At 54.1% G+C, this 26,885-nt stretch carries 28 protein-coding genes; 27 read left to right on the forward strand and 1 reads right to left on the reverse strand.

The window, feature by feature from the left end; all coding sequences use genetic code 11:
• Positions 1-780 precede the first annotated feature (780 nt).
• Positions 781-2,097, forward strand: coding sequence for a glutamate/aspartate:proton symporter GltP (gene gltP / locus JEM67_RS01895; RefSeq protein WP_013811147.1), 1,317 nt, complete (start codon positions 781-783; stop codon positions 2,095-2,097).
• A 161-nt stretch (positions 2,098-2,258) separates the two neighbouring features.
• Here gltP and JEM67_RS01900 read toward each other — a convergent pair whose 3' ends face one another.
• Positions 2,259-2,420, reverse strand: a complete 162-nt coding sequence (locus JEM67_RS01900; RefSeq protein ID WP_158307040.1) for a hypothetical protein — start codon at positions 2,418-2,420, stop codon at positions 2,259-2,261.
• Between the two features lie 53 nt (positions 2,421-2,473).
• On the opposite strand from JEM67_RS01900, the gene JEM67_RS01905 reads away from it, so the two are divergent.
• The 26 genes from JEM67_RS01905 to JEM67_RS02030 all read left to right on the forward strand — a co-directional run bounded on the left by JEM67_RS01905 (position 2,474) and on the right by JEM67_RS02030 (position 26,804).
• Positions 2,474-3,130 carry a carbonic anhydrase gene (locus JEM67_RS01905; protein WP_199638814.1) on the forward strand — a complete coding sequence of 219 codons (657 nt, stop codon included), beginning with the start codon at positions 2,474-2,476 and terminating at the stop codon, positions 3,128-3,130.
• Positions 3,108-4,583, forward strand: a complete 1,476-nt coding sequence (locus JEM67_RS01910; protein ID WP_199638745.1) for a SulP family inorganic anion transporter — start codon at positions 3,108-3,110, stop codon at positions 4,581-4,583. The genes JEM67_RS01905 and JEM67_RS01910 overlap by 23 nt, the downstream gene beginning before the upstream one ends.
• A gap of 278 nt (positions 4,584-4,861) precedes the next feature.
• A complete protein-coding gene (locus tag JEM67_RS01915) occupies positions 4,862-5,725 on the forward strand; it encodes a ParA family protein (protein WP_370576189.1) in 864 nt (287 codons plus the stop codon).
• On the forward strand, positions 5,722-7,077 hold the full coding sequence (gene dnaB-PI, locus JEM67_RS01920; protein ID WP_199638749.1) for an SPI-7-type island replicative DNA helicase: 1,356 nt from the start codon (positions 5,722-5,724) through the stop codon (positions 7,075-7,077). Before JEM67_RS01915 ends, dnaB-PI begins: the two co-directional genes overlap by 4 nt.
• A gap of 2 nt (positions 7,078-7,079) precedes the next feature.
• On the forward strand, positions 7,080-8,816 hold the full coding sequence (locus JEM67_RS01925; RefSeq protein ID WP_199638751.1) for a ParB family protein: 1,737 nt from the start codon (positions 7,080-7,082) through the stop codon (positions 8,814-8,816).
• A complete protein-coding gene (locus JEM67_RS01930; protein ID WP_199638753.1) occupies positions 8,816-9,538 on the forward strand; it encodes a DUF2786 domain-containing protein in 723 nt (240 codons plus the stop codon). The genes JEM67_RS01925 and JEM67_RS01930 overlap by 1 nt, the downstream gene beginning before the upstream one ends.
• 126 nt (positions 9,539-9,664) lie before the next feature.
• Positions 9,665-10,294 (forward strand): DUF2857 domain-containing protein, encoded by a 630-nt coding sequence (locus JEM67_RS01935; protein ID WP_199638755.1) that lies wholly within the window; start codon positions 9,665-9,667, stop codon positions 10,292-10,294.
• Positions 10,291-10,554 carry a hypothetical protein gene (locus JEM67_RS01940; RefSeq protein ID WP_199638757.1) on the forward strand — a complete coding sequence of 88 codons (264 nt, stop codon included), beginning with the start codon at positions 10,291-10,293 and terminating at the stop codon, positions 10,552-10,554. Before JEM67_RS01935 ends, JEM67_RS01940 begins: the two co-directional genes overlap by 4 nt.
• Positions 10,555-10,697: 143 nt before the next feature.
• The gene (locus tag JEM67_RS01945; RefSeq protein ID WP_199638759.1) at positions 10,698-11,951 is read left to right on the forward strand and encodes an STY4528 family pathogenicity island replication protein; all 1,254 of its coding nucleotides are present in this window, start codon (positions 10,698-10,700) and stop codon (positions 11,949-11,951) included.
• A gap of 619 nt (positions 11,952-12,570) precedes the next feature.
• Positions 12,571-13,320, forward strand: coding sequence for a PFL_4669 family integrating conjugative element protein (locus JEM67_RS01950; RefSeq protein WP_199638761.1), 750 nt, complete (start codon positions 12,571-12,573; stop codon positions 13,318-13,320).
• Complete coding sequence (locus tag JEM67_RS01955) at positions 13,317-13,892, forward strand: hypothetical protein (RefSeq protein ID WP_199638763.1); 576 nt, start codon at positions 13,317-13,319, stop codon at positions 13,890-13,892. The genes JEM67_RS01950 and JEM67_RS01955 overlap by 4 nt, the downstream gene beginning before the upstream one ends.
• A gap of 13 nt (positions 13,893-13,905) precedes the next feature.
• The gene (locus tag JEM67_RS01960) at positions 13,906-15,945 is read left to right on the forward strand and encodes a DNA topoisomerase III (RefSeq protein WP_199638765.1); all 2,040 of its coding nucleotides are present in this window, start codon (positions 13,906-13,908) and stop codon (positions 15,943-15,945) included.
• Positions 15,946-16,659: 714 nt separating this feature from the next.
• The gene (locus JEM67_RS01965) at positions 16,660-17,127 is read left to right on the forward strand and encodes an STY4534 family ICE replication protein (protein WP_199638767.1); all 468 of its coding nucleotides are present in this window, start codon (positions 16,660-16,662) and stop codon (positions 17,125-17,127) included.
• A gap of 72 nt (positions 17,128-17,199) precedes the next feature.
• Positions 17,200-17,745 (forward strand): single-stranded DNA-binding protein, encoded by a 546-nt coding sequence (locus tag JEM67_RS01970; protein WP_199638769.1) that lies wholly within the window; start codon positions 17,200-17,202, stop codon positions 17,743-17,745.
• Positions 17,746-17,760: 15 nt separating this feature from the next.
• The gene (locus JEM67_RS01975; protein ID WP_426406343.1) at positions 17,761-18,249 is read left to right on the forward strand and encodes a DUF2442 domain-containing protein; all 489 of its coding nucleotides are present in this window, start codon (positions 17,761-17,763) and stop codon (positions 18,247-18,249) included.
• A gap of 70 nt (positions 18,250-18,319) precedes the next feature.
• On the forward strand, positions 18,320-18,754 hold the full coding sequence (locus tag JEM67_RS01980; RefSeq protein ID WP_199638771.1) for a DUF29 domain-containing protein: 435 nt from the start codon (positions 18,320-18,322) through the stop codon (positions 18,752-18,754).
• A 137-nt stretch (positions 18,755-18,891) separates the two neighbouring features.
• Positions 18,892-19,524, forward strand: a complete 633-nt coding sequence (locus JEM67_RS01985) for a PilL N-terminal domain-containing protein (RefSeq protein WP_199638773.1) — start codon at positions 18,892-18,894, stop codon at positions 19,522-19,524.
• Positions 19,521-20,264 carry a hypothetical protein gene (locus tag JEM67_RS01990; RefSeq protein WP_199638775.1) on the forward strand — a complete coding sequence of 248 codons (744 nt, stop codon included), beginning with the start codon at positions 19,521-19,523 and terminating at the stop codon, positions 20,262-20,264. The genes JEM67_RS01985 and JEM67_RS01990 overlap by 4 nt, the downstream gene beginning before the upstream one ends.
• A gap of 10 nt (positions 20,265-20,274) precedes the next feature.
• Positions 20,275-20,985: a TIGR03759 family integrating conjugative element protein gene (locus tag JEM67_RS01995; protein ID WP_199638777.1), complete on the forward strand. Its 711-nt coding sequence runs from the start codon at positions 20,275-20,277 to the stop codon at positions 20,983-20,985.
• Positions 20,964-21,659: a transglycosylase SLT domain-containing protein gene (locus tag JEM67_RS02000; RefSeq protein WP_199638779.1), complete on the forward strand. Its 696-nt coding sequence runs from the start codon at positions 20,964-20,966 to the stop codon at positions 21,657-21,659. Before JEM67_RS01995 ends, JEM67_RS02000 begins: the two co-directional genes overlap by 22 nt.
• A 4-nt stretch (positions 21,660-21,663) precedes the next feature.
• The gene (locus JEM67_RS02005; RefSeq protein WP_199638781.1) at positions 21,664-22,050 is read left to right on the forward strand and encodes a hypothetical protein; all 387 of its coding nucleotides are present in this window, start codon (positions 21,664-21,666) and stop codon (positions 22,048-22,050) included.
• Complete coding sequence (locus JEM67_RS02010; RefSeq protein ID WP_199638816.1) at positions 22,037-22,552, forward strand: integrating conjugative element protein; 516 nt, start codon at positions 22,037-22,039, stop codon at positions 22,550-22,552. Before JEM67_RS02005 ends, JEM67_RS02010 begins: the two co-directional genes overlap by 14 nt.
• The gene (locus JEM67_RS02015) at positions 22,549-23,184 is read left to right on the forward strand and encodes a restriction endonuclease (protein WP_199638783.1); all 636 of its coding nucleotides are present in this window, start codon (positions 22,549-22,551) and stop codon (positions 23,182-23,184) included. The genes JEM67_RS02010 and JEM67_RS02015 overlap by 4 nt, the downstream gene beginning before the upstream one ends.
• A complete protein-coding gene (locus JEM67_RS02020) occupies positions 23,181-23,954 on the forward strand; it encodes a hypothetical protein (RefSeq protein WP_199638785.1) in 774 nt (257 codons plus the stop codon). The genes JEM67_RS02015 and JEM67_RS02020 overlap by 4 nt, the downstream gene beginning before the upstream one ends.
• Positions 23,951-26,065 carry a type IV conjugative transfer system coupling protein TraD gene (traD, locus tag JEM67_RS02025; protein ID WP_199638787.1) on the forward strand — a complete coding sequence of 705 codons (2,115 nt, stop codon included), beginning with the start codon at positions 23,951-23,953 and terminating at the stop codon, positions 26,063-26,065. Before JEM67_RS02020 ends, traD begins: the two co-directional genes overlap by 4 nt.
• Positions 26,046-26,804, forward strand: a complete 759-nt coding sequence (locus JEM67_RS02030; RefSeq protein ID WP_199638789.1) for a TIGR03747 family integrating conjugative element membrane protein — start codon at positions 26,046-26,048, stop codon at positions 26,802-26,804. Before traD ends, JEM67_RS02030 begins: the two co-directional genes overlap by 20 nt.
• The last annotated feature ends 81 nt before the right edge of the window (positions 26,805-26,885 follow it).

A 26,885-nucleotide genomic window follows, 5' to 3' on the forward strand; every position in this document is an offset into this window, starting at 1 on the left:
ATAGTTCTGTCTCATTTGCGCTGTGTATCTATCTACTTGGCGGAAAAATTCGGTTAAATAGGTAGTTTTTGTCAGAAAACGCTATCTAAAGAACCAAAAAGAATAACCAATCCCAGACTAAATGCACTTCCTATAGATCATAGCGAATATAAAACCTTGTGTATTAATTTCTGCTAAATCATTTATACGTATGTTGGCTATTAATATACCTGCTGCTATTAATAGTGTGGTTATTATCACTACTCTTGGCTTAATAAACCTGTCTGGGCTTTGCCGTGTTTGATAAATATTTTTATGAATACTCACTTAGAAGAATAATTCTCATTTGTGTTTCCAGCGAAAAATATCAACAAAATAATTACCAGGCGAAATGTTTTTTTGTTTTCATTTTAAAAACCTTTATGCAACATAATATAAACATAGTTAGCGGACTAAATATGCAGATTCTGCGAAAAATAACGCATTTTTATAATGGGTGAAAATTGAACGATCGGATTAATGTGTGATTTACGACACACAAAATTATGTTTTTAATAACAAGTAATTATGCTATGTGAAACTGAGGTGAATAATTTTTATGATTCGATTCAGCGCGCAAGCCTGATAAAACAAGGGTTGCAGACAAGGTCGCTCAAATGGTACTGATTTAAGCAGCGTCACGCTAAGGGCAGGTGGACGCCTTCTTGTAATGAACATAAGCCCGTATTAAATGATTAATTATTCTTTTCTTCGTGTTGCAATTAAATACGTTGAAAGGAGTCTTTTGAGGACTCTTTGGGTATGAAAAGTGTAAAAATTAGCCTTGCTTGGCAAATCCTGATAGCGCTGGTGTTAGGTATTATCGTCGGTGCGGTACTTCATAATCAGACGGAGTCACGCGAGTGGCTTGTCAGTAATGTTCTTAGTCCTGCGGGTGATATTTTTATTCGCCTGATTAAGATGATTGTCGTGCCGATCGTTATTTCTACGTTGGTGGTAGGTATCGCCGGAGTCGGTGATGCGAAAAAGTTAGGCCGCCTCGGATTGAAAACCATTATTTATTTCGAAGTGATTACCACTGTTGCCATTGTGGTGGGGTTGACGTTGGCTAATGTTTTTCAACCCGGTCACGGTATCGATATGTCGACGCTGACGGCGGTCGATATCTCTCAATATGAAAAAACCACTGAGCAAGTACAAAGCGGTTCGCATAGCTTGGTGGGAACCATTCTGTCGTTGATTCCTTCGAACGTCTTTGCCTCCATGGCCAAAGGCGACATGCTGCCGATTATCTTCTTCTCGGTGCTGTTTGGCCTTGGCCTGTCGTCATTGCCGAAAGAAACCAAAGAACCGCTGCTGAAGGTGTTTAAAGCCGTTTCCGAAAGCATGTTCAAAGTCACCCATATGATCATGCGTTATGCGCCAATTGGGGTATTTGGTCTGATCTCCGTGACGGTAGCCAACTTTGGTTTCGCTTCGCTGTTGCCGCTCGCCAAATTGGTGTTATTGGTGTACTTCGCCATCGCCTTTTTCGCTCTGGTGGTGCTGGGCGTGGTCGCCCGCTTATGCAACCTGCGTATCTGGACGCTAATCCGTATCCTGAAGGACGAACTGATCCTGGCTTATTCCACCGCCAGTTCGGAAACCGTGCTGCCACGCATTATTGAAAAGATGGAAGCCTACGGTGCACCGAAGGCGATCACCAGCTTTGTGGTGCCCACCGGTTACTCCTTTAATCTGGACGGTTCCACGCTGTACCAGAGCATTGCCGCCATCTTTATTGCGCAGTTGTACGGGATTGAGTTGTCTTTAGGCCAGGAAATCGTGCTGGTGGTGACGCTTATGGTCACGTCCAAGGGGATCGCAGGCGTACCCGGCGTTTCGTTTGTGGTGTTGCTGGCGACCTTGGGTAGCGTCGGTATTCCGCTGGAAGGGCTGGCGTTTATTGCCGGCGTCGACCGTATCCTGGATATGGCGCGCACCGCTTTGAACGTAGTGGGTAATGCGCTGGCGGTACTGGTCATTGCCAAATGGGAACATCAGTTCGACAGTAAAAAAGCGTTGGCTTATGAGAAAGAGTTCTTGTCAGGCAATGCCAAACAGGCAAGCGAGACTTAATAGTCTGCTTGTGCAATTATTAGAAAACCCGTCTTATGGCGGGTTTTTTTATGCCCGATTTCTGGCGGGGCAGGCAGCGAATGTAAAGAATGCTCTCTTTGGAGTTATTTTAGTTTTTTAATATGCCTGCCGTGATTGATTAATCAACAAAATCAAAATGTTTACTTGTTTTTGTTAAAAGTTCCCGGCTGTTTTCCCTTGTCAGATTCGTTGCTGCTTCTATGGTTAATAGGGGCCTTTCCTGATGGAGGAACGGCGCTGTGCGTGTAAAAAATGCCCCATGCCAATTTTGGCTTTGGGATAAAACCATCATTTTGATTCATGTAATTGGCTCCTGGGCGGGTAGGCGAGAGCCTGTTTGTCCCCCAACAGAGAGATGCATGCCGTGACGATACTTAAACCCCTGATAGCCAGAAACCGCAGCTGGGCGCTACAGCAGCGCCAGCGCAACCCGCATTACTTCCGCAAGCATGTCGCCGGTCAGCAGCCGCAGGCGTTGTGGATAGGCTGTTCCGACAGCCGTGTCCCGGCCGAGGTACTGACCGGCACACACCCTGGTGAGCTTTTCGTTCATCGCAATATCGCCAATATGGTTCTTGAGGATGACGATAGTCTGATGAGCGTATTGCAATATGCGCTGGAATATCTGCAAGTCTCCGCCATTGTATTGTGCGGCCATTACGGTTGCGGCGGCGTACAGGCTGCAGTGGCGTTGCCGGCAATGTCGCTGGCGAAAGAAGACAGCGCCTTGGCGCGACGGATGGCGCATTTGCGGCGTTCACTGGAACATGACTTGCAGGATTATCAGCAGGCGGAGGGGAACGACGCTGTACGTCTGAACCGGCTTATCGACGCGCACGTGGTAACCCAGTTCGCCCATTTGATTGCCAGCGAACCGGTACGCCGACGCTGGGAGCAGGGCAAGATGCTGGACGTTTTTGGCTGCGTGTACGATCTGCAAGAAGGGCATTTGAAGGAGCTCGTCCATCAGAACGCTGCGGAGGTGGGTCATGAACTTCAGCACTCTGCGTAATGATATTCCTGCCGGAATAGTGGTGTTTCTGGTGGCATTGCCGCTCAGCCTTGGCATTGCGCAGGCCAGTGGTTTACCGCCTTTTGTCGGGCTGCTGACCGGGGTCATCGGCGGCATTGTGGTCACCTTGCTGAGCCCTTCGCGTTACGCTGTCAGCGGGCCTGCGGCCGGCCTGGTCACCATTGTGACCGCTGCCATGGAAACGCTGGGTTCATTTTCATTGCTGCTGGTGGCGCTGATGCTGGCGGGGGCGCTGCAGCTTATTTTCGGCCTGCTGCGCGCCGGACGGTGGATCACGCTGGTGCCTGGTACGGTGATCCAGGGCATGCTGGTAGCCATCGGTATTTTGCTGATCATGCAGCAGGTGCCGGTCGCGTTGGGCGTACAGGGGGACGCAAGCCTGAAGGCGTTGCTGGCCGACGGTGCCGAGCTGCTGTCGCCCGCCTCGGCGCTGGTTGCCTTGGGGGCTCTGTTGATCATGTGGCTGTGGACCACCGCGCCGGTGAAACGGATCCCGTTGGCCCGTTATCTTCCCGGCCCGCTGGTGGCTGTGCTCTGGGGCAGCCTGGCCGTGGTCTTTGGTGAACGGTGGATGCCGGAAAGCATCGGCGCCATGCCGCGCATTTCATTGCCTAAATTCGACAGTGCCGAGGCGTTGGGCGAGCAGCTCAGCCGCCCGGACTGGCAAGGTGCCTGGCGCAACCCTTCGGTTTATCTCATCGCGTTGACGTTGGCGCTGGTGGCTAGCCTGGAAACCCTGCTGAGTCAGGAGGCGCTGAAAAAGCTGAAATCCCAAACGCCGGCACCTTCGCCGGACAAGGAAATGCGTGCTCAGGGCGTTGGCAATATGCTGAGCGGTTTTCTCGGCGGCCTGCCGATCACTGCGGTGATTGTCCGCAGCTCGGTGAACGTCAATGCCGGAGCGCGTAGCCGCATTTCGATTCTGCTGCACGGTGTGTTGCTGCTGTTATGCGGCCTGTTCTTCAGCGATGCGTTAAACACCATTCCGTTAGCCAGCCTGGCGGCGGTACTGCTGTATACCGGCTATAAGCTGGCCTCTCCGGCATTGTTTATCGCCCAGTGGCGTCAGGGGTTGCCGCAATTTATTCCCTTCATCCTCACCCTGTCCTGCATCATTATCTTCGGCATGCTGGCGGGCATTGCTATCGGGCTGATGGCGCAACTGCTGTGTAGTACCTACAAAAGCCACCGCAATGCGCTGCAACTAAGTTGTTACGACGATCATTATGTCGTGCGGTTCCACCAGAACCTGACTTTTCTGCATAATCCGCGCCTGCAAAGCCTGCTGGCGCAGATCCCCGATAATTGTGTGGTGATCGCCGAGCATGATAACGCCGAGTATATCGACCCGGATGTGAGGGCGGTGTTGGCGGAGTTTGGCGCCGGCGCGGCCGAGCGGGGGATCCAACTGAGCCGTTGGCCCGTAGTGTGAGGCCTCCGTCCGAATAATCGAACTTGTTCGATGGAGAGTCCTATCCCTGAAAAGCAAAAACCCAGCCATAGGCTGGGTTCTCTAAATATGGTGCCCGGACTCGGAATCGAACCAAGGACACGGGGATTTTCAATCCCTGCGTTTGTTGGGTAATTGTTAAAGGTATGTGATTTTACTGTTTGCACGCAAATTGATAAATTCGAGTGTAAAACATGCATACATTATCATCTAAAGCCACATCTACGAATGCTAGCTACTCAAAACCTCGTGTTATCCCTATGGTCTCAACCAAAGGAGGGGAAGGTAAATCTACCCAAAGCGCCAACCTTGCCGGCTTCCTTGCTGATGCGGGCAAAAAAACTCTCCTCATTGATGGTGACCACTCCCAACCCACTGCAAGCAGCATTTTTTCTCTTGAATATGAATCACCTAACGGTTTGTATGAGCTGTTGATGAAGACTGTCGACCTCAACCATTCGGAGCAAATTATCTCCCGTTCTGTTATCCCAAATCTGGACATCATTGTTTCCAACGATCCCCACGACCGTTTATCTTCTGCCATGCTGCATGCCCCTGATGGACGGATGCGTTTGAAGAATGTTCTGCAGCACCCTTTGTTCAACGAGTACGACGCCATCATCATTGATTCGAAAGGTGCGGCGTCTGTGATGCTCGAGCTTATTCTAGTGGCCAGTACGGAGTTCGCTGTCGGGGTTATCAAACCTATACTGCCGGATACGCGTGAGTTTCTGCGCGGCACATTGGGGTTGATGGAAGGATTATTGCCGCTGACCAGCTACGGTATTGCGTTACCGCGTATCCGTATTTTGACGAACTGCATGGAGTACACGAATCTGGATTGGCAGACCCTGAATAGTCTGCGCGGCATTATCGCAAACGGCCAATATCTGCGTGCAGATACCTTCGACGTCTCCCTTCTCGACACCATCATCCCCAAGTTGGAAATTTACAAAATGGGGCATGCTTCCGGTCAACCCGTTCATCGTCTCGAAAAAACCACAACTCGAACGTCTACACCTGCAGCCGCTGACACCATGCATATGCTGGCTTGTGAGCTATTCCCTCAGTGGAAATCAGACTTTGATGCACTGCTGGCCGGGAAATCGGAGGTGCAACCATGAACCAGGCAACAACCAAAATCCCTTATTCCTCCGATGCTGAGCAGGCCGTTCTCGGCGGCTTGATGCTGGATAACGAGCGGTGGGATGACGTTCTCCCATTAGTTGGAGAACGTGATTTTTATCTGGCGGCACATCGCCGAATTTTCCAGGCTATGGTTCGCCTGATGGCTGTACAGCAGCCGATTGATCTGATTACGCTCCACGAATCATTGGAACAACATGGTGAGCTCGAGCAGGTAGGCGGTTTTGCCTATCTGGCGGAGTTGTCTAAAAACACGCCGAGCGCAGCCAATATTGTCGCCTATGCCGAGATTGTCGCTGAACGCAGCCGCCTGCGTAGCCTGCTGCAACTCGGGCGTGAATTGAGCGCTGATGCCGCTAATCCCCGCGCAGACTCTGCTGCCCTGACCGAAAGGGCTGAACAGCAATTGTTCCAGCTCTCTGCGCAAACCCAGTCACAGCAGAATGTCAGCCTGACCGATGGGCTGAATGCTGTCGTGACCTATCTGGAGACGGTGAATGGCGGTAATGGTATCACCGGCACCCCGACCGGTTTCTCAGAGCTTGATGTGATGACGTGTGGCTTGCAGCCCGGTGATTTGGTTTTGGTTGCTGCACGTCCGTCGATGGGTAAAACCGCTTTTGCATTGAGCGCTTACACCGGTGCGCTTCGTGGCACGGAGAAACCTGCATTCTTTTTCAGCCTGGAAATGCCGCGCGAGCAACTGCTTCAACGCCTGATTGCTGTTGACGGGCGGGTTGAACTTTCAAGGCTGCGCAGCGGCCAGTTGGATGATGAAGATTGGGCGCGTATTTCCAAGGCGATGGAGCGGTTGTTGCCATTGGAAAATCGCCTGATTATTGACGATGAGTCATTTTTGACCCCCGCACTGCTGCGCTCCAGGGCACGGCGCTACACCCGGTTGTACGGGAAGCCGGGTTTAATCATGGTTGATTACCTGCAGCTAATGCGTTGCCCTGGCCAGGAAAATCGTACCCAGGAAATTTCAGAAATTTCCCGCAGTCTGAAAGCGCTGGCCAAAGAACTTGATTGTCCCGTTGTCGCGCTGTCTCAGTTGAACCGTCAGTTGGAAAGCCGTGCTGACAAACGTCCCTTTAATGGTGACCTGCGAGACTCCGGCGCGCTGGAGCAGGATGCCGATGTGATCGCATTCATCTACCGTGATGAGGTCTATTACGCTGATTCTGATGATGTCGGCACGGCAGAAATTATCATTGGTAAGCAGCGGCAGGGGGCAACGGGTACCGTTCGCGTCAAGTTTGAAGGGCAATTCACCGCGTTCAGCGATCTCCACGATGGTCAGTATGACCAATACTCGGGGAGGGCGTAAACATGGCGCGTCCTAAAACTAAGATCCTCGATCTGAACAGTGCTTTACTTCAACAGGGTAAGGCCGCAGCAGGTACGCAGCCATTAGCCGCAGGGGTTGCGGAGATCCCCGTCGCTGAAATGCCGTTGGTACTGACACTGGATGAGGTGAACCCGAACCCGGATAACCCACGAACCTCGCGTAACCCGAAATATGAGGAAATAAAGTCGTCAATCCGAGCTCGCGGTTTGGATACGGTACCAAAGGTGACTCGTGATCCGGAACGTCCAGAGCTGGGGTACTTTTTCAGCGATGGGGGCAATACGCGTTATGCCATTCTTTCCGAGCTTTGGCAGGAAACGGGAGAAGAACGATTTTACCGCTTCTCTTGTGTGTTCAAACCATGGCCCGGGCGATTATCTTGCGTGATAGGTCACCTCGCCGAGAATGAGGTTCGCGGTGACCTGAGTTTCATTGAAAAAGCCTTTGGCATTCGCCAGGCTCGAGAATTATATGAAGCACAGTTGGGTAAGCCTGTCTCATTACGAGAGCTTTCAACACTCCTTACCGCAGAAGGTTACCCCGTCCATAATTCCAGTATCAGTCGGATGGAAGATGCAGTGCAGTACCTGTATCCCTATATGCCTCACTTGTTGGAGACTGGCTTGGGGCGTCCGCAAATTCTGCAATTACTGGCGATGCGGTCTCATGCCGAAACCACATGGCAGAAGCACTGCATTACCCAAGATTCGAATCAGCCATTTGATACCGTTTTCGGTGATGTGTGCCGCCATTTTGATTCGCCTGAAGTCTACTCGCTTGATATGTTTCGCGATGAGTTGATTGGGGCACTCATCAAAGCATTGCCACACCCTTTGCTCAATTATGATCGCTGGCTACTTGAGCTCGATCCGAAAGAGCAAAACCGGCGCAAGCACCTCGGTGAACCGACGTTAACGCCTGAGTTGCCAGATAAGGCGAGTACTGTCGTGTTGGCGCCTGAGCTGCAGCAGGAAGAAAACGGTGGTTTACCCTCAACGGAATCTGAAGTGCCGGGTGGTGGCTCTTCTTTGGTGCTGGACAGCGCGTTGCATGAGTCAACGGGTGATGCCGATGATGAATCACAGGACGCTCAAGAAGTGGAAGCGCCTACAACTCAAATTGAACGCCGTGTTGAAACTCAGCCTGACTTATATGGTGCGCCTTCGGTGTTGTCGGATGACGTTGAAACGGTTTTAGACGGTGAGAATACCACCGTCCCCCTGCCTGGTACTCATGAGTCGACAACCCCTCACAGCAATACCGGGAGACAGCCAAAGCAAGGTGTGTCCCCTGTTGCAGAGGTGCCTTTTGCCGAGGTAGGACTTGAGCCGGTTTCCTCCATTTGGGCTATTTCTGCCCTGCAGGACGATATCGAGCACCTGCAGGTGATCACGTTCCGGTTGGCATTTGAACTGGCTGAAGTGGCGGGTTGCGAAGCTGAAATCAAAGCCGACAAAGCTGATTTGCAGGCTGCCGGCTACGCATTGACCGCTGATCGCCCATCTCGCTTCACCGCGTTACTTCTGACCCTTGCCGGCAACAACCTGGACGGCGCCTCATCCCACTCGCTTAATGAAGCCCTCATCGGGTCGGAAAATGCTGCTGACTGGCCTTTGCTTGACGACGTTCATGCCGTGAAATTGATGCGCCTTATTCGTGTTTTGCGTCGTTTACGTGAACTGCAGCGTGACTTACCTGCAACAGAGGAGACAGTCTGATGAGCCATTCACAACGACAGGCACGCCTGGTGAAACTGGTGCGCAAACTGCTTGAACTGGCCCGAAGCAACAGCAATGCGCATGAGGCTGGGCTGGCATTAGCCCGCGCGCAAAAACTGATGCAGAAATACGGCATCAGCGAGCTGGAAGCCAGCCTTTCCTCTATTCAGACGGCGCCGAGCCGTGGAGCGCCTTCCGAAGCGAAACAAAAATTGCCTGAATGGATGTCTGGACTGGCGTGGGCGATTGCCCGCGCCTTTGGATGCCGTTTGTATTTTTCCTGGCGGGATACCGCTTCGGGCCCGCGCCGCAACGTGACGTTTTACGGCTTTAGTGAGCGGCCGGCCGTTGCGGCTTATGCGTTTGATGTGCTGAGCCGGCAGTTGAAAGATGCTACTGCAGACTACCTGAAAACCCAGAATAAGCGCCTGAAAATGAGTACGCGCCGTGCACGAGCAGAGCAGTTTCGTGCCGGCTGGGTTGCCGGTGTCCGGAGAATAATTACGACGTTTACCGTGACAGAACAGGAATGCGAGCTGATGGGAACCTGGCTGGAAAGCCAAAAGATGGGTGAGTTGCAAACGCGTGCCCCGAAAGCCTGCTGCGGTGATGATATTGCCCGTTTACGTGGATACGAAGCAGGCCAGAATGCCCGATTACACCAAGGGGTTCAGGGGGGCGCGGTCGCAGGAATTCGTTATCAGGGAGGACGTAGCTCATGATTCCTTGTTTGTTCCTTATCACAACCCTGACCTTCATTTTGGGTTCCTGTTTGTTAAAATGGTGTTACTGGTATGCTTATTTGCTGTTTTCTCGAGATATTTTTCAGAAATTGGGGGAACTTCACTATGAGTAATAGCTTGTCTCAGGCGACGAACAGCCTGCTCACGCAGTTAGTGATGGAGCTTAAATCAGGCTATATCCGCCGCTGTGAGTCTCTGGGGTTGACGACAGAAGAGATGCAACTGCTGCGCGGACTGACTATTGAAGAGCTGCATTACCTGATGAACAGTTCGGTATCGGTGCTGACCTTCCAAATCCATCACGAGAATTTCTCCTTGATGCTGCAACATGCGCGCCGCGAGCAGCAGCGCATGCAGCGGATTGATCGTGCACTGGCGTTAGGGGGCTCTATCGAAATGATGCAGCATTATTTTGGCCTCTCAACCGTTGAAGTTGCCGCTCGCCGGCGCATGACCGGTATCAGCATTCGCCAGGGGCGCTGTGCGGCGCTCAGCGACGACGAGAATGCCGCCTTGTGGCGCCAGTGGCAAAAAGCCGACATTGATGACGTCTCCAGTGCAGATGGACTGGACGTCATGATGTTGGCTGCCGAGCAGATGGATGTTTCTCTGACGGCTGTCTGGCATGCCGTTCGCAGCTTTGATACCCCTCAGGCTGCGACCGCCAGAAAAGCCATTCAGGCCGTGCGTACGCCACGCGGTACGCCGGGAGGAAATGCAAGGAGGCGGGCATGAAGCCAGTGATGTTAATACCGGGTTTGCGGGTCCCCCGTTCGGCGCCGCTGTCCTGCCAGAAAAAGGCGAAGGAGCAGGTCAGGCGTTTCCGCCGCGGGGAACGTAACTACAAGAACCTTCATGTCAAAGGTAAGCACGCCCCCGGGCGTGCCTGGATGAAGATTGATATCGGTACCAACTGGCGGCTGCTCAGCCGAAACAGTGGTGATGACTGGGAGCTGTTGACCCACGAGCGCTACAACAACGAACTGTGGAAGTGATGATATTCAGCCTGTACCTGACTGTTGGGTACAGGCCTGAGTGCCGTTAGGCCGGATGCAGCAGCGCCTGCACGACAACCGATTGATGTCTTCGCCCTGTGGGCGGGGGCAGCGTAATAGCGTAATAAGGATGCGCAAAATCGATGAGTATAAACAGAACACCTGATGATAGCCTGATCACCTTTACTCTCGATCAAATGAATGCCCGCCTGGCGGAACGAATAGGTGCCGAAAAGCATGCGGGGACTACCGATGTCACGAATCTGCGCAGCGGTCTGCTGTACATGGGCAATGTGCATGATTCCATCCCCCGGCGGTTGCTCCTGGACACTCGTCTGTCACCACTAGATAAAACCGCGTGGATAATGATCCGCCTGTACGCGCAACAGAACCAGGGCGCCGTATTTCCGACCTATGACGAACTGCAGCTGCAGCTCGCTTCGCCGTTTAACGGTAAGGCGTCCCGCGAGACCGTCAGCCGTGTGCTGCTGATGTTACGCCTAACCGGTTGGCTCAGTTTGTGCCGGCGTGTGCGTGACGACAAGGGGCGGGTGAGGGGGAATATCTATGCCCAACACGATGAGCCACTCTCGGCCCGTGATGCGGAGACATTGGATCCGACCTGGCTGGATACGGTCGCCATGGGCTGCACGCATAAGAACCGCACCGTCAGCCAGACTGCCTGGTCGGTACTGTCCGATATTCAAAATGACCCCACGATGCGCCATCAGCATTCCCAGATGGCGGCGATTGCTGAACGGCTGGGGTCGCCACAAACTCCGCAACAGATGGCCGCCAGAGTGTCTCATCCGGACGCCGAACTCAGTAAAAAATCCCCGGGTTCGGATCCCGAACTCAGTAAATATACGTCCGGTTCGGATACCGAACTCAGTGTAAAACAGGGGAGCAAAACACCGAGTTCGCTTTCCGAACTAATTCTAGAATCAGTAACTTACGGTGCATCAACGAAACCGAACTGTAACGTACGTTCTTTCACACAGAGTGTGAATAAAACAACGTACGTACCTGAGTTACCGCCCGAACTGCAGAACAGCATGGAGGCGGATGACCAAAGACAGGTCGTAGCTCAGCTTCAAGCGTTACCCGAATCCTACGCCCGGCAGGTACTGGAGAGCCTGGCGCAAACGATGGCTCGAGGCGGCCTGAATAACCCAACTGGCTGGCTGCTGGCGGTGATCAAGCGCGCCCGGAACGGTGAACTGTATGCGAGTGGAAAATCCCCAGAGCCTGCCAGGCCTGTATCACGACGCCAAATACATTGCCCTGTGGCACCAGCAAAACCAACAGGTCCAGTCCGCCAACGCCTGGCTTCGCGGGACTATGTAAGCGGTGTTGTGGCTAAATTGCGCCAGCAAATGATGCGAGCAACAAAATGAGTTGTGAGTGCAGATAGTCAATCTTGTTCAAAAATAGAGCACTGCTGCCACTGGCAGCAATGGTTAAAAAGTGAGCATTGCTGCCACTGGCAGCAATGGTTAAAAAATGAGCACTGCTGCCACTGGCATCAATGGTTGAAAAATGAGTACCGCTGCCACTGGCAGCAATGATTAAAAAGTGAGCACTGCTGCCACTGGCAGCAATGATTAAAAAGTGAGCACTGCTGCCACTGGCAGCAATGATTAAAAAGTGAGCACTGCTGCCACTGGCAGCAATGGTTAAAAAGTGAGCACTGCTGCCACTGGCATCAATGGTTGAAAAATGAGCACCGCTGCCACTGGCAGCAATGATTAAAAAGTGAGCACCGCTGCCACTGGCAGCAATGGTTAAAAAGTGAGCACTGCTGCCACTGGCAGCAATGATTAAAAAATGAGCACCGCTGCCACTGGCATCAATGGTTGAAAAATGAGCATTGCTGCCACTGGCAGCAGTAGTTAAAAAGTGTACGGCATGGTCTTTTGAGTTTTTGTTCGTCGCGCAAAAAGAGTTTTGGATTGTTGCTAATGGTGTCTGCCGAGACTATTTCAAGCCACATACATTCCCAGAAGGATGCTTCTAATGGTTGAATCAGCAAACAATAACGAACAAAAACAGGTGACTGCACGCGCTGGTGCACTAAAATCAACTCTTACCGTAGAGCTTCATACCTTCTATGCCATTCGTTTGTGGGAAGGGCGGCGTAGTCAAAGTGCCGATCCTGAAACGTCGGGGAAGCGACGCCCTGATATTTATAGTATGCCCCGTTTTATTCTACGAGCAGGGCAGATCAATGAGGCTTCAGGTGAAGATAACCCTTATGCCGATGCTGCGATGGTCGCCCTGGAAGATACCTTAAATAAAGGTACGCAGTTACTTCAACTGGCTGTTGCCGAGCTGGATAAAACTCTGGCAAATATCCCTGCTCAAATTTCTCTTTCAGATGTTTCTTCTGTGTCTCCTTTAAATATTGGTGTATTTAGCCGCACCCCTGTGGGATATCGCTGTGTTTTCCTTCTGGTTGGCTATGACCAGCTTGCGATGAAAGCATTTCAAGCCTGGCACTATGGGCTTATATCACGTTCGGAACGCGACACTTTATTGGACCGAGGGGGGCATTGGATCCGTAGCGTTTACGGTGTCGTCCAACACTATCGTCCCGTCAAGGTGACTCGGGATGATATTCGTCTCGAAACCCCCGCAGGTAAGGATGCGATCACCCGTTTTGGTATGCCTGACGAAGGCATTATGTCGGGCGCGGTACGCTCCTCTTTCTCGCCGCCACTCAAGACCTCTGCATTAACTTCCTCTAAAAAAGGAGCTAAATCATGAGTATGAATCGACAGGTAAAGTCTTTTTTGATGCCTGGTGTTCTTTGCGCCGCGTTGTTGTTAACGGGGTGTGCAGGCACTGCGTTGGGCGAGTGGAACCAGAAAATCAGTGACGCTGCACATTCATTGGCAAGCGGTGGCAGCGGTGGTTCCAGTGGGGGTGGCATGCCCTGGATGAGCCGAGCCGGTATTTCCGGGCCCCGGCAGGATGTGCATCATACGTATACGCTCCCGGTGGACGTTGATACCGCTGCGGCGCGGCTGAAAAGTTATTATCAGTTCATCTCCTCCGAGGAGCTTGAAAGTCTGCGCCAGCGTGATCAGCACGGTGACTGGAGTGCTAGCTCCATTGATGAAGCGCGCCCGGTCTGGTCAGCAAATCGGGGCAGTTATTACAAGATGGGGCAGGAATGGAAAGGCAATGATCGCCTTGAGCTCGAAGTGGTCAAATCCGGTGCCGGCAGCCGTCTGAAAGTGACATATAGCTCACCGGATGCCTCACACCTGACAGATGCTTACCTTGGGAGACTGATGACGCAGCTGCAGCAGGTTGCCAAAGGTCAGCAGGGCTGAGGGAGGTTATCTGATGCAGCTCTACCTGTGCGAAAAACCCAGCCAGGGTAAAGATATTGGTGCCATTCTCGGAGCGACCCAGCGTAAGCAGGGCTATCTGGCGGGCGCCGGCGTCATCGTCACCTGGGCAATCGGGCATCTGCTGGAGCAAGCTCAGCCGGAGACCTACGGTGAACAGTTCGGTAGCCCCTGGCGGGAGTCTGTTCTGCCTATCGTGCCTGTTCAGTGGAAAATGACGGTAAAGAAAGATACTGCCGATCAGTTTGCTGTCATCCGCGGGTTGCTCAAACAGGTTGACTCTGTGGTAATTGCGACCGATGCGGATCGCGAAGGGGAAGTGATCGCGCGGGAATTACTGGAGCATTGCCACTTTACCGGCCCGGTTCAGCGACTCTGGTTGTCAGCGCTGGACGAGGCCAGTATTCGGCATGCTCTGGCGAACAAACTCCCTGGCGAGAAGACCGCGCCACTGTATGCAGCCGGCCTAGCACGAGCCCGGGCTGACTGGATGACGGGGATGAATTTAACCCGGCTTTACACGCTCAAGGCCCGTGAGCAGGGATACGGCGAGGTGTTATCGATCGGGCGTGTGCAGACCCCCACGCTGGCGCTGGTCGTAAACCGTGACCGAGAAATTGCCAACTTCATTTCCAAACCGTACTGGCAAGTCAAGGCTACACTGCAGAAAGGCGGGATCGCTTTCCCTGCAAACTGGGTACCTGCAGCCAACTACTGTGATGAAGAGAAGCGCTGTATTCAACAAAATGTGGCGCAGGCCGTTGTGCAGTTGTGTCAGCAAACAGGTAATGCCGTTGTGCTTGAGGTGGGGACCGAGCGCAAGAAAGAGTCCGCGCCGTTGGCATTTGACCTGGGCACCCTTCAGCAGGCTTGCTCACGCAAGTGGGGGATGAGCGCCAACCAGGTTTTGAGTATCGCGCAGTCATTGTATGAGACACACAAGGCCACCACGTATCCCCGGACGGATTGCGGCTATCTGCCGACATCGATGCGGGAAGAGGTTGCCGATGTGCTGAGTGCGGTTACCCGCACGGACCCAACGCAGATCGAAAACGTGGCCAGGCTCGACAGGGCCTTTATTTCCCGTATCTGGAACGACAAAAAAATCACGGCGCACCATGGGATTATCCCGACCAAGCAGCCGTTCGACCTGAGTAAGCTGTCTGCCGATGAGTTCAAGGTCTATCAGCTGATCCGTCAGCATTACCTGGCACAGTTCCTGCCGTTACATGAAGTGGATGTGACGGAGGCCACCTTTAATATCGGCGGACAATTGTTCCGCACCCGCGGCAAGGTCGAGGTGGTTGCTGGATGGAAAGCGCTGTTCCAGCATGACACGAGCGAGGCGAAAGAGGAGCCAACTGACACGGATGATGTCCGGCTGCCGTCACTGGTTAAAGGGGAAACCGTCGCCGTTGCAGGTGCTGAGCTCAAAACGCTGCAGACGAAGCCCCCAGGGCATTTCACTGACGGGACACTGATCGCCGCCATGAAAAATGCAGCGGCGTTCGTCAGTGACCCGCAGTTGAAGAAGGTTTTGAAAGAGAACACGGGGTTGGGTACTGAAGCGACGCGCGCCGGTATCCTGGAGACGCTGTTTAAACGGGGGTATCTGGAGAAGAAGGGCAAATACCTGCTCTCCACGCCGATTGCCGGCGAACTGATTGATGCGTTACCGACCGCGTTGACAAATCCCGGGATGACGGCGCTGTGGGAGCAGGCGCTGGACGAGATTGCCCAGGGCCAGATGACACTCGATACGTTCATGAGCCGCCAGACACAGTGGACGGGGCACCTGGTGGAGAAGGGGAAGACGCAGGCGGTGAAGTTCACAGCGCCACCTTCACCGCCGTGCCCGACATGTGGTGGGGCGATGCGCCGGCGTGCAGGCAAGAAAGGTGGAGGGGCCTTCTGGGGCTGTAGTAATTACCCCACTTGCCAGGGCATCATCAACATTGATGCAAAGGGGAGTCGTAAGGCTAAGCGCTATAAAGAAAAGTCACCGGCTAAAAATAAAACAACCGGAGCGGAGTAAGAGATTGTCTGATGTACATAGCTGAAAGTTTTGCTAATGTGGGCGGGCTTTGATGCATTGCACCCCGTGGCTGCGGATGGCAGGAAAGTTTAATGCATGGACAATTCTGCTTCAGCCCGTATCAATGGCCTCCACACTCAGGTTGATTGATTAAGCGCATGCGACTTCGTGAAAACCGCGCCAGGAGTCTACTACCCCTCCTCGAAGTCAGATGAGATCGACTACCAGTTATGGTGCAAACTCCGCGGCGCAGTCTTTGACTGTGCCGTTTTTGTTTTCTCAAATCACAAAATTGATATTCCTGGTTGACAGCAGCAGCACCTGAACTAAAAATGAACAGGCTTACTTGTTGTCTCCGGACAACCACCAATGCTCAGTGGGTCTGTGATGAGCGCTTTCGGGTGACCCTGCTGTTAATTGACAGCCACTAATGATCCCGTTACCTGTGAGGATCGCCTTCGGGTGGTAACAAAAGAACGCTTCCTTAGCCTGAGAGGGAGTACGCAGCTTAGCTGTGTGGTACATCTGCCCGCCTTTGAGAGTAGATATCGTTGATAGTGAACGCGACTTTGCGTAACGATTAAGGCTTATTCAATCTGATCAGACTGTCAGGCTATGGCGCATACCCATACCTGGCTCCCGACGGGAAATACTTTTCCCGTCGGGGAAGGTGTATTTCTCCGTCATCGAATCTTTACTCCTGGAGAAAACACCATGTCTAGCCAAACTCAACAAGCATCCAACAAAACTGAATATTTCAACCTGACTATCAAAGGGATGGGGTATCTCAGCAACATTCGACAAGTCAATGGCCCGAATGGCACCTTTATCAGCTGTGTCGTCAATGGACTCTCCGGTCCTACCGATAACGCCAGTTACACGCGTTTCGATGTGACGGTCGCCGGTAAAGAAGCCAGCAGCCTGATCAACCGCTGTCAAAAGTCGGTTGATGAAGACAAAAAGGTCCTGATTGGTTTTGTGCTCAGCAATCCCAAAGCGGACATCTTCATGCTTAACAGCGGCGAACATGCCGGTGAACAGCGCGTCAGCCTCAAAGCTCGCCTTATCAAGATCGATTGGATCAAAATCGGTCAGGAAAAGGTGTATCAGGCTGAGAAATCCGACTCTACGCCACCTCAGCAAGGTTCCGCACAGCAACAATACGCGGAAAACTCCTTCTGATAACGCCCTCTACGCCTCGATTTTTCGGGGCGTTTTTCTCTTTCCAATTCTATTCCCTATGAGGATTTGATTATGGCGTCTCGTGGCGTAAACAAAGTCATACTTGTCGGTCATCTCGGCCAGGATCCGGAAGTCCGTTACATGCCAAATGGCGGTGCGGTTGCTAACATTACCCTGGCGACCTCTGAGAGCTGGCGCGATAAGGCGACCGGTGAGCAGAAAGAAAAAACCGAATGGCACCGCGTCGTGCTGTTCGGCAAACTTGCCGAAATTGCCGGTGAATATTTGCGTAAGGGCTCGCAGGTTTACATAGAAGGTTCCCTGCAGACACGCAAATGGACCGATCAGGCAGGTGTTGAAAAATACACCACTGAAATCGTCGTCAACATTGGCGGCTCTCTGCAGATGTTGGGGGGGCGTTCGCAACCTGCTAACGCCGCACAATCAGGCCATGGAAGTTGGGGGAAACCTCAGCAACCCTCGCACAGTGGTGCGCCGGCTCAGTATCCCCAGCCAGCTCAATCGGGTGGGAATGCCGCGCCGATGGATTTTGACGATGACATACCGTTCCTTGGTTTTGGTTACGGTATCGCAAAATCAGCCATTTACGCTCTATGATTGTCGGGAGACATTATGCCGACAATTCTTAGGGTAGGTGGTTTTCGCTTTTACTTTTACAGTCATCAACCTAATGAACCGGCGCATGTTCATATTGATAAGGGCAATGCAACCGCTAAAATATGGTTACATGATGTCAGTATTGCGCGTAGTGTGGGATTTACATCACATGAACTGCGTATACTGCAGCGTCTGGTGACTGAGCATCGGACACTTTTACAGGGGGCCTGGATGCTTACTTTACGCAATGAAAATGATCTGCGTGTAATGAATGTCCGCATTGATGATGACCGTTTGTCGGTTGATTTGATGGATGGCCGAACTATTTCGGCACCGTTAGCTTGGTATCCCCGGCTTGCGGCTGGTACGCCTGCGCAACGGGAAAACTGGGAACTCTGCGGGGCTGGAATGGGTATACACTGGCCAGATCTGGATGAGGACTTAAGTACGGAAGGGTTGCTGATGGGGGCGAAAGGTATTACTCGTACACCTTCATTACCCTGATGTTGTTCCTCGTCATTGCACATAGCGTCTGCTGTGTGCAGTTTTTCTATCTACTATACCGGAGGCTCCCATGGGAACTCGTTACGATACCGACGTGGTCGCCTGGGCGAATGAACAGGCGGCGTTACTGCGTGCCGGTAAACTTAGCCAACTGGATATTGAAAACATTGCCGAGGAAATTGAGGACGTGGGCAAGAGTGAAAAACGCGAACTGGCCAGCCGGATGGCGGTTTTATTGGCTCACCTTCTGAAGTGGCAATTTCAGCCGGGGCGTCGAGGCTCAAGCTGGCAGCGAACAATAAAAGAGCAGCGTAAATCAGTACGCTTGCGTATACGTAAAACGCCAAGTCTGAAAATCTGCCTTGCAGACGCGGAATGGCTCGAAGAGGTGTGGTCTGATGCTGTAGCAAGTGCGGCAGAAGAGACTGGCCTCGATGGTTTCCCTGATAATTGTGTCTGGTCTACGGTTCAGATCCTGGAAGAAGACTTCTACCCAGAGCAGTAAATCAGGATAGAGAGTATGAGCGCTGACCTTTGGTTGGCGCTTTTTTTATTTTGCAATAAAGAGTTGTTAATTGAGCGTCCCGGACGGTAACCGCACAGTGACACCTGTCAATTGTCACTGAACAGGAAACCTTCCGGATGAAAAAAACAATTCTCGTCTCTTCCCTGGCAGCACTCATGCTGACCGGATGTGTTACTCAGCAGCCTCTGCAGCAGCGCGATATTTCCCCTGTCATGCCATCTGTCACCGTCAATCGCAATGTTCAGCCGGTCAGCCCGGATGCCTACGGGCAGGCGCCGGAGGTGGTGCGCTACGACCGTTATTTACTGGTCAGTACTGACCCGGCGGCGGTTCAGCGTGATCCGCTCTCGCAAATCATCGATATCCGTATTCCGGCGTCAGTAAAACCGACGGTTGCTGATGCATTGCGCTACGCGCTGCGCCAGTCGGGCTATTCCCTGTGCGTGACCGGACCGGCAAACGGCGTGCTGTACCGCCAGGCGTTGCCGGCGGTGCAGTATCAACTGGGGCCGATGCGTTTGCGTACGGCCCTGCAAGTGTTGGCCGGCCCCGCGTGGCAGCTGGAGGTAGACGACGTACAGCGTGTTGTCTGCCACAGCTTGCGTGACGGGTATCAATTGCCGGCGACACAGCTTCCGCCAGTGACGGTAGTACCAGATAAGCCGGTTTCAGCACGTCCAGCTTCGACGGTCATTGCACCTCAAGCCGTTAACTCGGTACCGGCAACAGGTGGGTGGCTGAAAAAATGACAGGGCATAATGAAGACATGGTGCCGATGACGTCGGCAAAAAAAGGGTTGCTGAAAAGCCAAACCTTCTGGGTGGCAACGGCAGGCGTCGTTGTTGTTCTGGTTGCCGGCCTCGTCGGTTCTGGGGCTATCAAACATGTCGACCAGCGTATTACCCAGCTTGAGCAGGTACAGAAAGCGCTGGCGTCGCAGGATGGCATGAACTCGATGGCCGATGAGCTGCAGACGCATGCTAAACAGCTTAAAAGCCTGGCTGAGCGCCAGGACTCGCTCACGCGGCAGATTGGGGCGCTGACGCTAACCAATGGGCTACCGGAAAAACTTGAGCAACAGCTGCAGGCTCAGCAGGTTGAGCTGGATGCTCTGAAAGACAGCATTGAGTCTGTGAAAAAGTCAGCAACTGAAAAGCCTGTACCGACTGTAGCACCATCAACGGACGTACCCGCTGCACCTTCAGCCACCGCCAAAATCATCCCAAAGCACAAGCCCACGCCAATTAAATCCTCCCCGCGTAATGCTGTATCCCGTGTGGCGCGCAAGGCGCCATTCGTGCTGACCGGTGTGGAGCAGCGTGGGGCGTCGGCCTTCGCTGCCGTGGCGCCGCAGGGATTCAGTGATTTGTCGCAGGTGCGGTTAATCGGGGAAGGGGAGTCGGTCGCCGGTTGGACCCTGGTCAGTGCTGGCTACGGGCAAGCGACGTTTCGAGTGAACGGCCGTTTGCAGACCGTCAGCGCCCAATAAGGAGAGCGCGATGAAACTGAAATACAGCGTGATTGCCCTGGTGCTGCTGAGTCCGTTATCACAGGCGGCACAGCAGACGGCCATCGAGAACAGCCAGTCTACACTGAGCCAGCTTCAGCAAAGCCAGGCGAATAAGACGGCTGAACAGGGCAAGCAGTGGGGGCTCAGTGGGGAAGAATACCAGCGTTACCAGCAGTTGATGGATGGCCCCCGTGGGACCCAATCCCCCGGTCTTGATCCATTAACCGCCCTCGGTATTGAGGCTCAGAGCGATGCCGAACGTAAAAAGTACGCCGAGCAGTGGGTAAAACAGGAGTTTGCCCGCACCGAGAAAGAGCTGAAGTTCCAGCGTGAGGTGGATGCCGCCTGGCAGCGTATGGGGGTGTTGCCGGTCAACATGGGCAATGCCGTGGGTATTGCACACGACACCGGCGGGCGACTGGCGCTGTTCGTGAAAGCGAAGGACTGCGCTCAGTGTGATGCACGACTGGCGGCGGTGCTGGCAGATAACCGGCCGGTCGACATTTACCTGGTCGACAGCAAGGGCAATGACAGCCTGCTGCGTGACTGGGCCCGTGCGCATCACATTCCCATCGACAAGGTACGCGCACGTCAAATCACGCTGAATCATGACGGTGGCCGATGGATGAAGTTCGGCAATGGCCTGATGCCGGTGGTGCTGCAACAAGGGGAAAACGGATGGACACTCGCCGCGTTCTGACCCGGGGGGCGTTGCCCCTGTTTGTCCTCTTCACTGCTGTGTGTGGGGGAGCCGTTCATGCTGCTACCCAACAGGTCCCTTCCGGTTATCGGGAGGTGGCGCTGCGTCACGGGGTTCCTCCGGAGTCCCTTTATTCGGTAGCGCTGGCCGAGACATCGATGGCGCCGAAAAGCATCATCTCTGTAACCCGCGGGGGCGGCCCGGCTCCTGATGTGGAACGTCCCTGGCCCTGGACTATCAACGTTGCCGGCAAAGGGTATCGTTACGCCAGCCGCCTGCAGGCCTGGGAGGCGCTGCAGCGCTTTTTGAAAACACATCCTAGCAAGCGCATCGATGTCGGGATTGCCCAGGTCAATCTGGGCTGGAACGGCCATCACTTCACGTCGACCTGGGAGGCATTTGATCCGTACACCAACCTCAACGCGGCGGCGGCCATCCTGCGGGAATGCTATGACCGTAATCCTGGGAGTTGGCTGACAGCCGCCGGGTGTTATCACCATCCTGCCGGCGGGGCGCCCGCCGCTCGTTATAAATCCATCGTGAGAACCAAACTGGCGCGCCTCAATGGCAGCGGTATCCAGGAGGCGCCAGTGGTTACTCGTCATACACCTGACCCGACACCGGCAGCGACACAAACCGCCGCGCTGACGTGGGTTGAGCCGAGGAGTCAATAGGCTGATGACCAATAAGCAACTGGAAGACCTGAAAGAACAACTGCCGGCAGCGCTGGCGACGTGGCAACAGTCGAAAGGTAGCAAAATCACCGTGGGCTGGCTGCATGTGGCTAATCCTGAGGTTATCGCAACGCTGCTGACAGCGCTGGAAAAAGCACCTCAGCTCATTAAGGAGGCGGAAGTTAGAGGTGTAGAAAAGTTGGCATCAGCTTTCAAATCCTGGTCTGGTGACAGCTCTCATCCCGATTACGAAGCACAGAGGCACTGGGCCACCGCGTGTAAAGAAGCGCTGTCATTTGCTGATGATTTGCGCAGTGGAGGTGGTAAGGCGCGGGTATCAGATTCTGGGGCCAGTGTTGAACGGGAAGGGGGACATGATGAAGAACGTTAATTTTCTGCTGTTCGGTCTGTATCTTGTGACCTCCACGGCGTTGGCCAATCTGAATGTGATTGCCGATGTTGGCGGCGAGGACGCCTCTCCGTATTTTGAAGGCATTAACGCCCAGGGCGAAACGCCGGCATTACCATCCGGCCAACCCGGTGTTGGTGACGCTCAGGCCAATATGTTGCCAGTGTCTACGCCGGAACTGACGCCCGGAGAAGTTACGGACAGACCGCTCCAACTGCCGGGGATTGGCGCCCTGTTTATTGTGGGCGATGACGATGTCAGCCGCAACTGGCTGCAGGTGAATGCGCAGGAGCTCAAATCCCGACATGCTGCAGGTTTGGTTGTGAATGTCAGCAACCTGCCGGCTCTGCAGTCTCTGCAGGCACTGGTTCCCGGTGTACCGATGGCACCGGCCTCCGGCAGTGAACTGGCGCGCCGACTGCAGCTGTCGAATTACCCGGTACTCATCACCGATACCGGGTTGTCCCAGCAGGTCACGCCATGATGTCCCCGCAGCACTTCGGCACCGCCCTGATAGCGAGCCCGTTGCTGGCGGTCTTCCTTATCGGGCTGTTTATTGCCGTGATGGCCACACTCAACCTGCGTGGCCGTGAATCGGCCTCCGCACGGCGCCACCGGCGTTATCGTGCGACCGCCGCCCGCGTTCTGCAGCGACTGCCTCAACTGGGTGGCGATGGTCAGCGTTTGATGTACCTGCGCAAAATCAATCCCTACGTCTTTGAAGAACTGCTGCTCCTGGCGTTCGAGCGTCAGGGGTATGCGGTTATCCGCAATAGCTCTTACAGCGGTGACGGAGGTCTGGATGGGCAGGTCATCATCGGCGACAAAAAATACCTCATCCAGGCTAAGCGTTACGGCCGAACCATCACGCCGTCCCATATCAAGAGTTTTGGCGCGCTGCTGCGGCATCACCACTGTCAGGGTTTTTTCATTCATACCGGCTGTACCGGCCAACTGAGCCGGGCCTTACTGCAGAACCATCCCCACGTTCACCTGGTCAGTGGTCAAAAGCTGCTGGCGTTGCTTGCCGGTAATGCGCAGTGGCTGTCTTTTTTATCCGAAAAGACGGAGTTCAAATGGAGTATACCCAATGTCTCTGAAGGGGGAGTGTCATGAACGACAAACCTTTTATTGAGCGTGTGTTAGCAAACAAACCAGCCTGGGGCGATACACAGATTGAGCCTTGGAGCCACGTTGGATACCGGCAGGCCGAAGATTTTATCACCCGTCATTACTGGACTGACAGGGGGAGTATTAATGTGTTCCGTATCGTGGGCACCGACCACCCGCAGTATGCCGGGATGAGCTGGCTCGACCTGTTGCATCGGGGCAAACGCATGGATATCAACATCCCGCTGATTGAAAGCAACCCGGGTTATTACACCGAAGCCACACAATCCCATCAGGGGATGAGCTTTGTCAGCCTGGACGGACTGGATTGGTATGTTAGCGCTGATGGGAATCATCGCAGTTGCCTGGCGCGCTTTTATTTCCATCTGCTGGGGTATGGTGTGACGCAACTGCACAATGTCTCCCTGAGCCAATATCAGGTCGACCACACTTTTATGACAGCGTGTGAAGCTCTGTCAGCGATGGTGTCGGTATTGCGGTTGCGGGGCGTATATTTGGCACTGTTAGCACGCCGGGTGCCGGTTTCCCGTGATGATACTCCTGGCTGGAAAGTGGACACCTGGCACACTGAGGTTACGGTGACGCTGGATGATACGACCAGCAATGATGGGGAGCAGAGATTTATCCTGCATCATGCCGCGGAAGCGGAGCAATTACGTCGTCAGCTTGAAATCCGGTACATCAAACCGGGGGCTACACCGAAGAAGGGGACCTGGTGGAAACGTCTGTTGGCTCCAGGCAAGGAGGGCGCATGAGTAACCGGCATGTGATGGAGGCGTTGCTGCGGCCGGCGGTGGAGCTCAATACGGCGATTGTGTCCGGGGCGGCGGCTGTGGTGTGCGCTGTCGCCCCTTGGTCGGTGGCGCTGGCGCCTGAAGTGAGTTATGTCACTGCCGGCTGCTTTGCGGTGTTGTCTGCCATACGCGCCCGACAGGGGATGCAGGTGATCCGCTATCGCCGTAACCTGCGCCAGCTGCCGCGATATGTCATGACCAGCGCCCAAATCCCGATCAGCCGGCAACGGCTGTTCCTGGGCAAGGGGTTCCGTTGGCAGCAAAAACATACCCAGCGCCTGATGGATACGCGTCGGCCGGAAGTGGAGAAGTATGTCCAGCCCTCCAGGGCTTATCAACTGGCGCGCCGCCTTGAACTGCAGACCGAGTACAGCATGCCCTGGCTGTCGCAGCTGCTGCGCAAAGACTCTGCGCTGAACCCGGTCAGGCCGCTGCCACCGGTCGGGGGAAACCCGGCCATTCACGGCATTGAACCTGATGAGCTCGATGTCTCGATGGCGTTGGGCGAGCGTGTTGGCCACAGCCTGGTACTGGGGACCACCCGTGTGGGCAAAACGCGCCTCGCTGAGTTGCTGATCACTCAGGATATTCGGCGTGGTGACATCACCATCGTGTTTGACCCGAAAGGTGATGCGGACTTGCTGCGGCGTGTCTGGGCTGAAGCCCACCGTGCCGGCCGCGGGGATGAGCTGTTCATCTTCCATCTGGGCTGGCCAGATATCTCGGCCCGCTATAACGCCGTCGGACGTTTTGAGCGCGTGTCGGAAGTCGCTGGCCGTATCTCCGGGCAGTTGAGTGGGGAGGGCAATAGTGCGGCATTCCGCGAGTTTGCCTGGCGATTCGTCAACATCGTCGCGCGTGCTCTGGTCGCGTTGGGGCAGCGACCGGACTACACCCTCATCACCCGTTATGTGAACAACATCAGCGAACTGTATGAGACCTACGCGAAAAAGGTCATTGAAACGCGTATGCCGGCACTGCAGCAGCAGATAGATAACAACCTGAAGGTGCTGACGGAGGAGGACGTGCCGCGCAACATGCAGGGACAACCGAACGCGGTCAAAATATTCGCGGTTGAAATGGCCCTGAGCTCGGAAGCCGGCAAGCAGCTGTACGACCCTATCCTGGATGGCTTGCGCTCAGCCGTGCGCTATGACCGTACCTATTTCGATAAAATCGTCGCCTCCCTGCTGCCTCTGCTGGAAAAACTCACCACCGGCAAAACGGCAGAGCTGCTGGCGCCGAACTACATGGACATGAACGATCCCCGGCCAATATTTGACTGGGAGCAGGTCATCCGCAAGCGCGGTATTGTCTACGTCGGGCTGGATGCATTGTCGGACGGTGTGGTCGCCTCTGCTGTCGGCAACAGCATGTTTGCTGATCTGGTGTCCGTGGCCGGTCATATCTATAAACACGGCATGCATGGCGGTTTACCGACCCGTGCCGACGGCAAACTTCCGATCAACCTGCACTGCGATGAGTTCAATGAGCTGATGGGTGACGAATTTATCCCTCTCATCAACAAAGGCGGTGGTGCCGGCATGCAAGTGACGGCTTACACGCAAACCGAGTCGGATATCGAGGCGCGCATCGGCAGTACCGCCAAGGCGGCCCAGGTCACGGGTAACTTCAATACCCTAATCATGCTGCGAGTGCGTGAGAACCGGACCGCGCAGTTACTTACCACACAGTTGCCGGAAGTGGATATCTACACCAAAACCCTGGTATCCGGGCATGCCGATACGGCCGATGTGGAGAAGGGACAGGATTTTACCTCCAATACCCAGGACCGTGTCGGTACCGTGAAAGCCCCATTGCTCGCCCCGGCGGATGTGATTAACCTGCCGAAAGGGCAGGCGTTCGCGCTGCTGGAAGGTGGTCAGCTGTGGAAAATTCGGATGCCGTTACCCTGCGGTGACAGGGATGATGCGCTTATGCCGCCCAACCTGCAGAAGATTGCCGAGGAGATGCAGCGCAATTACCGGACCAGTGAGTCATGGTGGTCAGCCAGCACGGTAATGCCTGATGCGGTCATGAAAGGGGGACTGAATGTCACAAGCGGTGAATAATCAGCCTCAGCAGCCCGTACAACCTCGCAAGCATGGGTTGTTTTACAACGTACTGTGGGGCTGGCCATGGATGCTGATCGGGATGTTCTTAGCCTCGTTGTTAGTGAGCCTGGTGATTGAATATGTCGGGATGGCATTCTTCTGGCCAGAACTTGGCGCGTCGCACAGTGAAGCGGTGATGCATACCGAAATGAGGTATTTGTCATCGGAGTTTACCCGCAGTCTGATGTTGTCTGAGCCGTCAGTCACTGTCACGCGGTGGATTGGCCAGGCGTATCAGTGGAGCTTCGTGGACAGTGGTTTTTGGGACTGGATCCAACGTGCCTATGACTCGCAGATGAACAGCCAGAATGCGGTGGCCCGAGAGCTGAACAGTTGGAGTGGTTGGCTGGCCGCCACGCTCAAAGAGTACCTGGTGGCGACGGTATATGTCACCGTCATCACCCTGGTGCGGGTGACCATTCTTGTGCTGACCATCCCGCTGTTTATCCTGGTGGTCCTAGTTGCGCTGACAGAAGGCCTGGGGCGGCGTGATATCCGTCGTTATGGCGCTGGCTATGAAAGCAGCTTTGTCTACCACCATGCAAAGAGGATGGTGAAGCCGGCTATCTATATTCCCTGCATGCTGTATCTGTCCTGGCCGACTGCGGTGTATCCCAACCTGTTACTATTGCCGGCTGCTATCCTGTTCGGTGTTGCGGTGACTGTGACGACAGCGTCATTTAAGAAATATTTGTAGAACTGAAAGCCAGGCTGGACGGCGGCGTACAAAACTGGTTTTTGTGCGCTGCCGTCAGCAGACAAGCCGCTGTGCGGCGCG

It is taken from the genome of Serratia sp. PAMC26656 (genome assembly GCF_016469055.2).
GTDB classification, from domain to species: Bacteria; Pseudomonadota; Gammaproteobacteria; order Enterobacterales; family Enterobacteriaceae; genus Serratia; species Serratia plymuthica.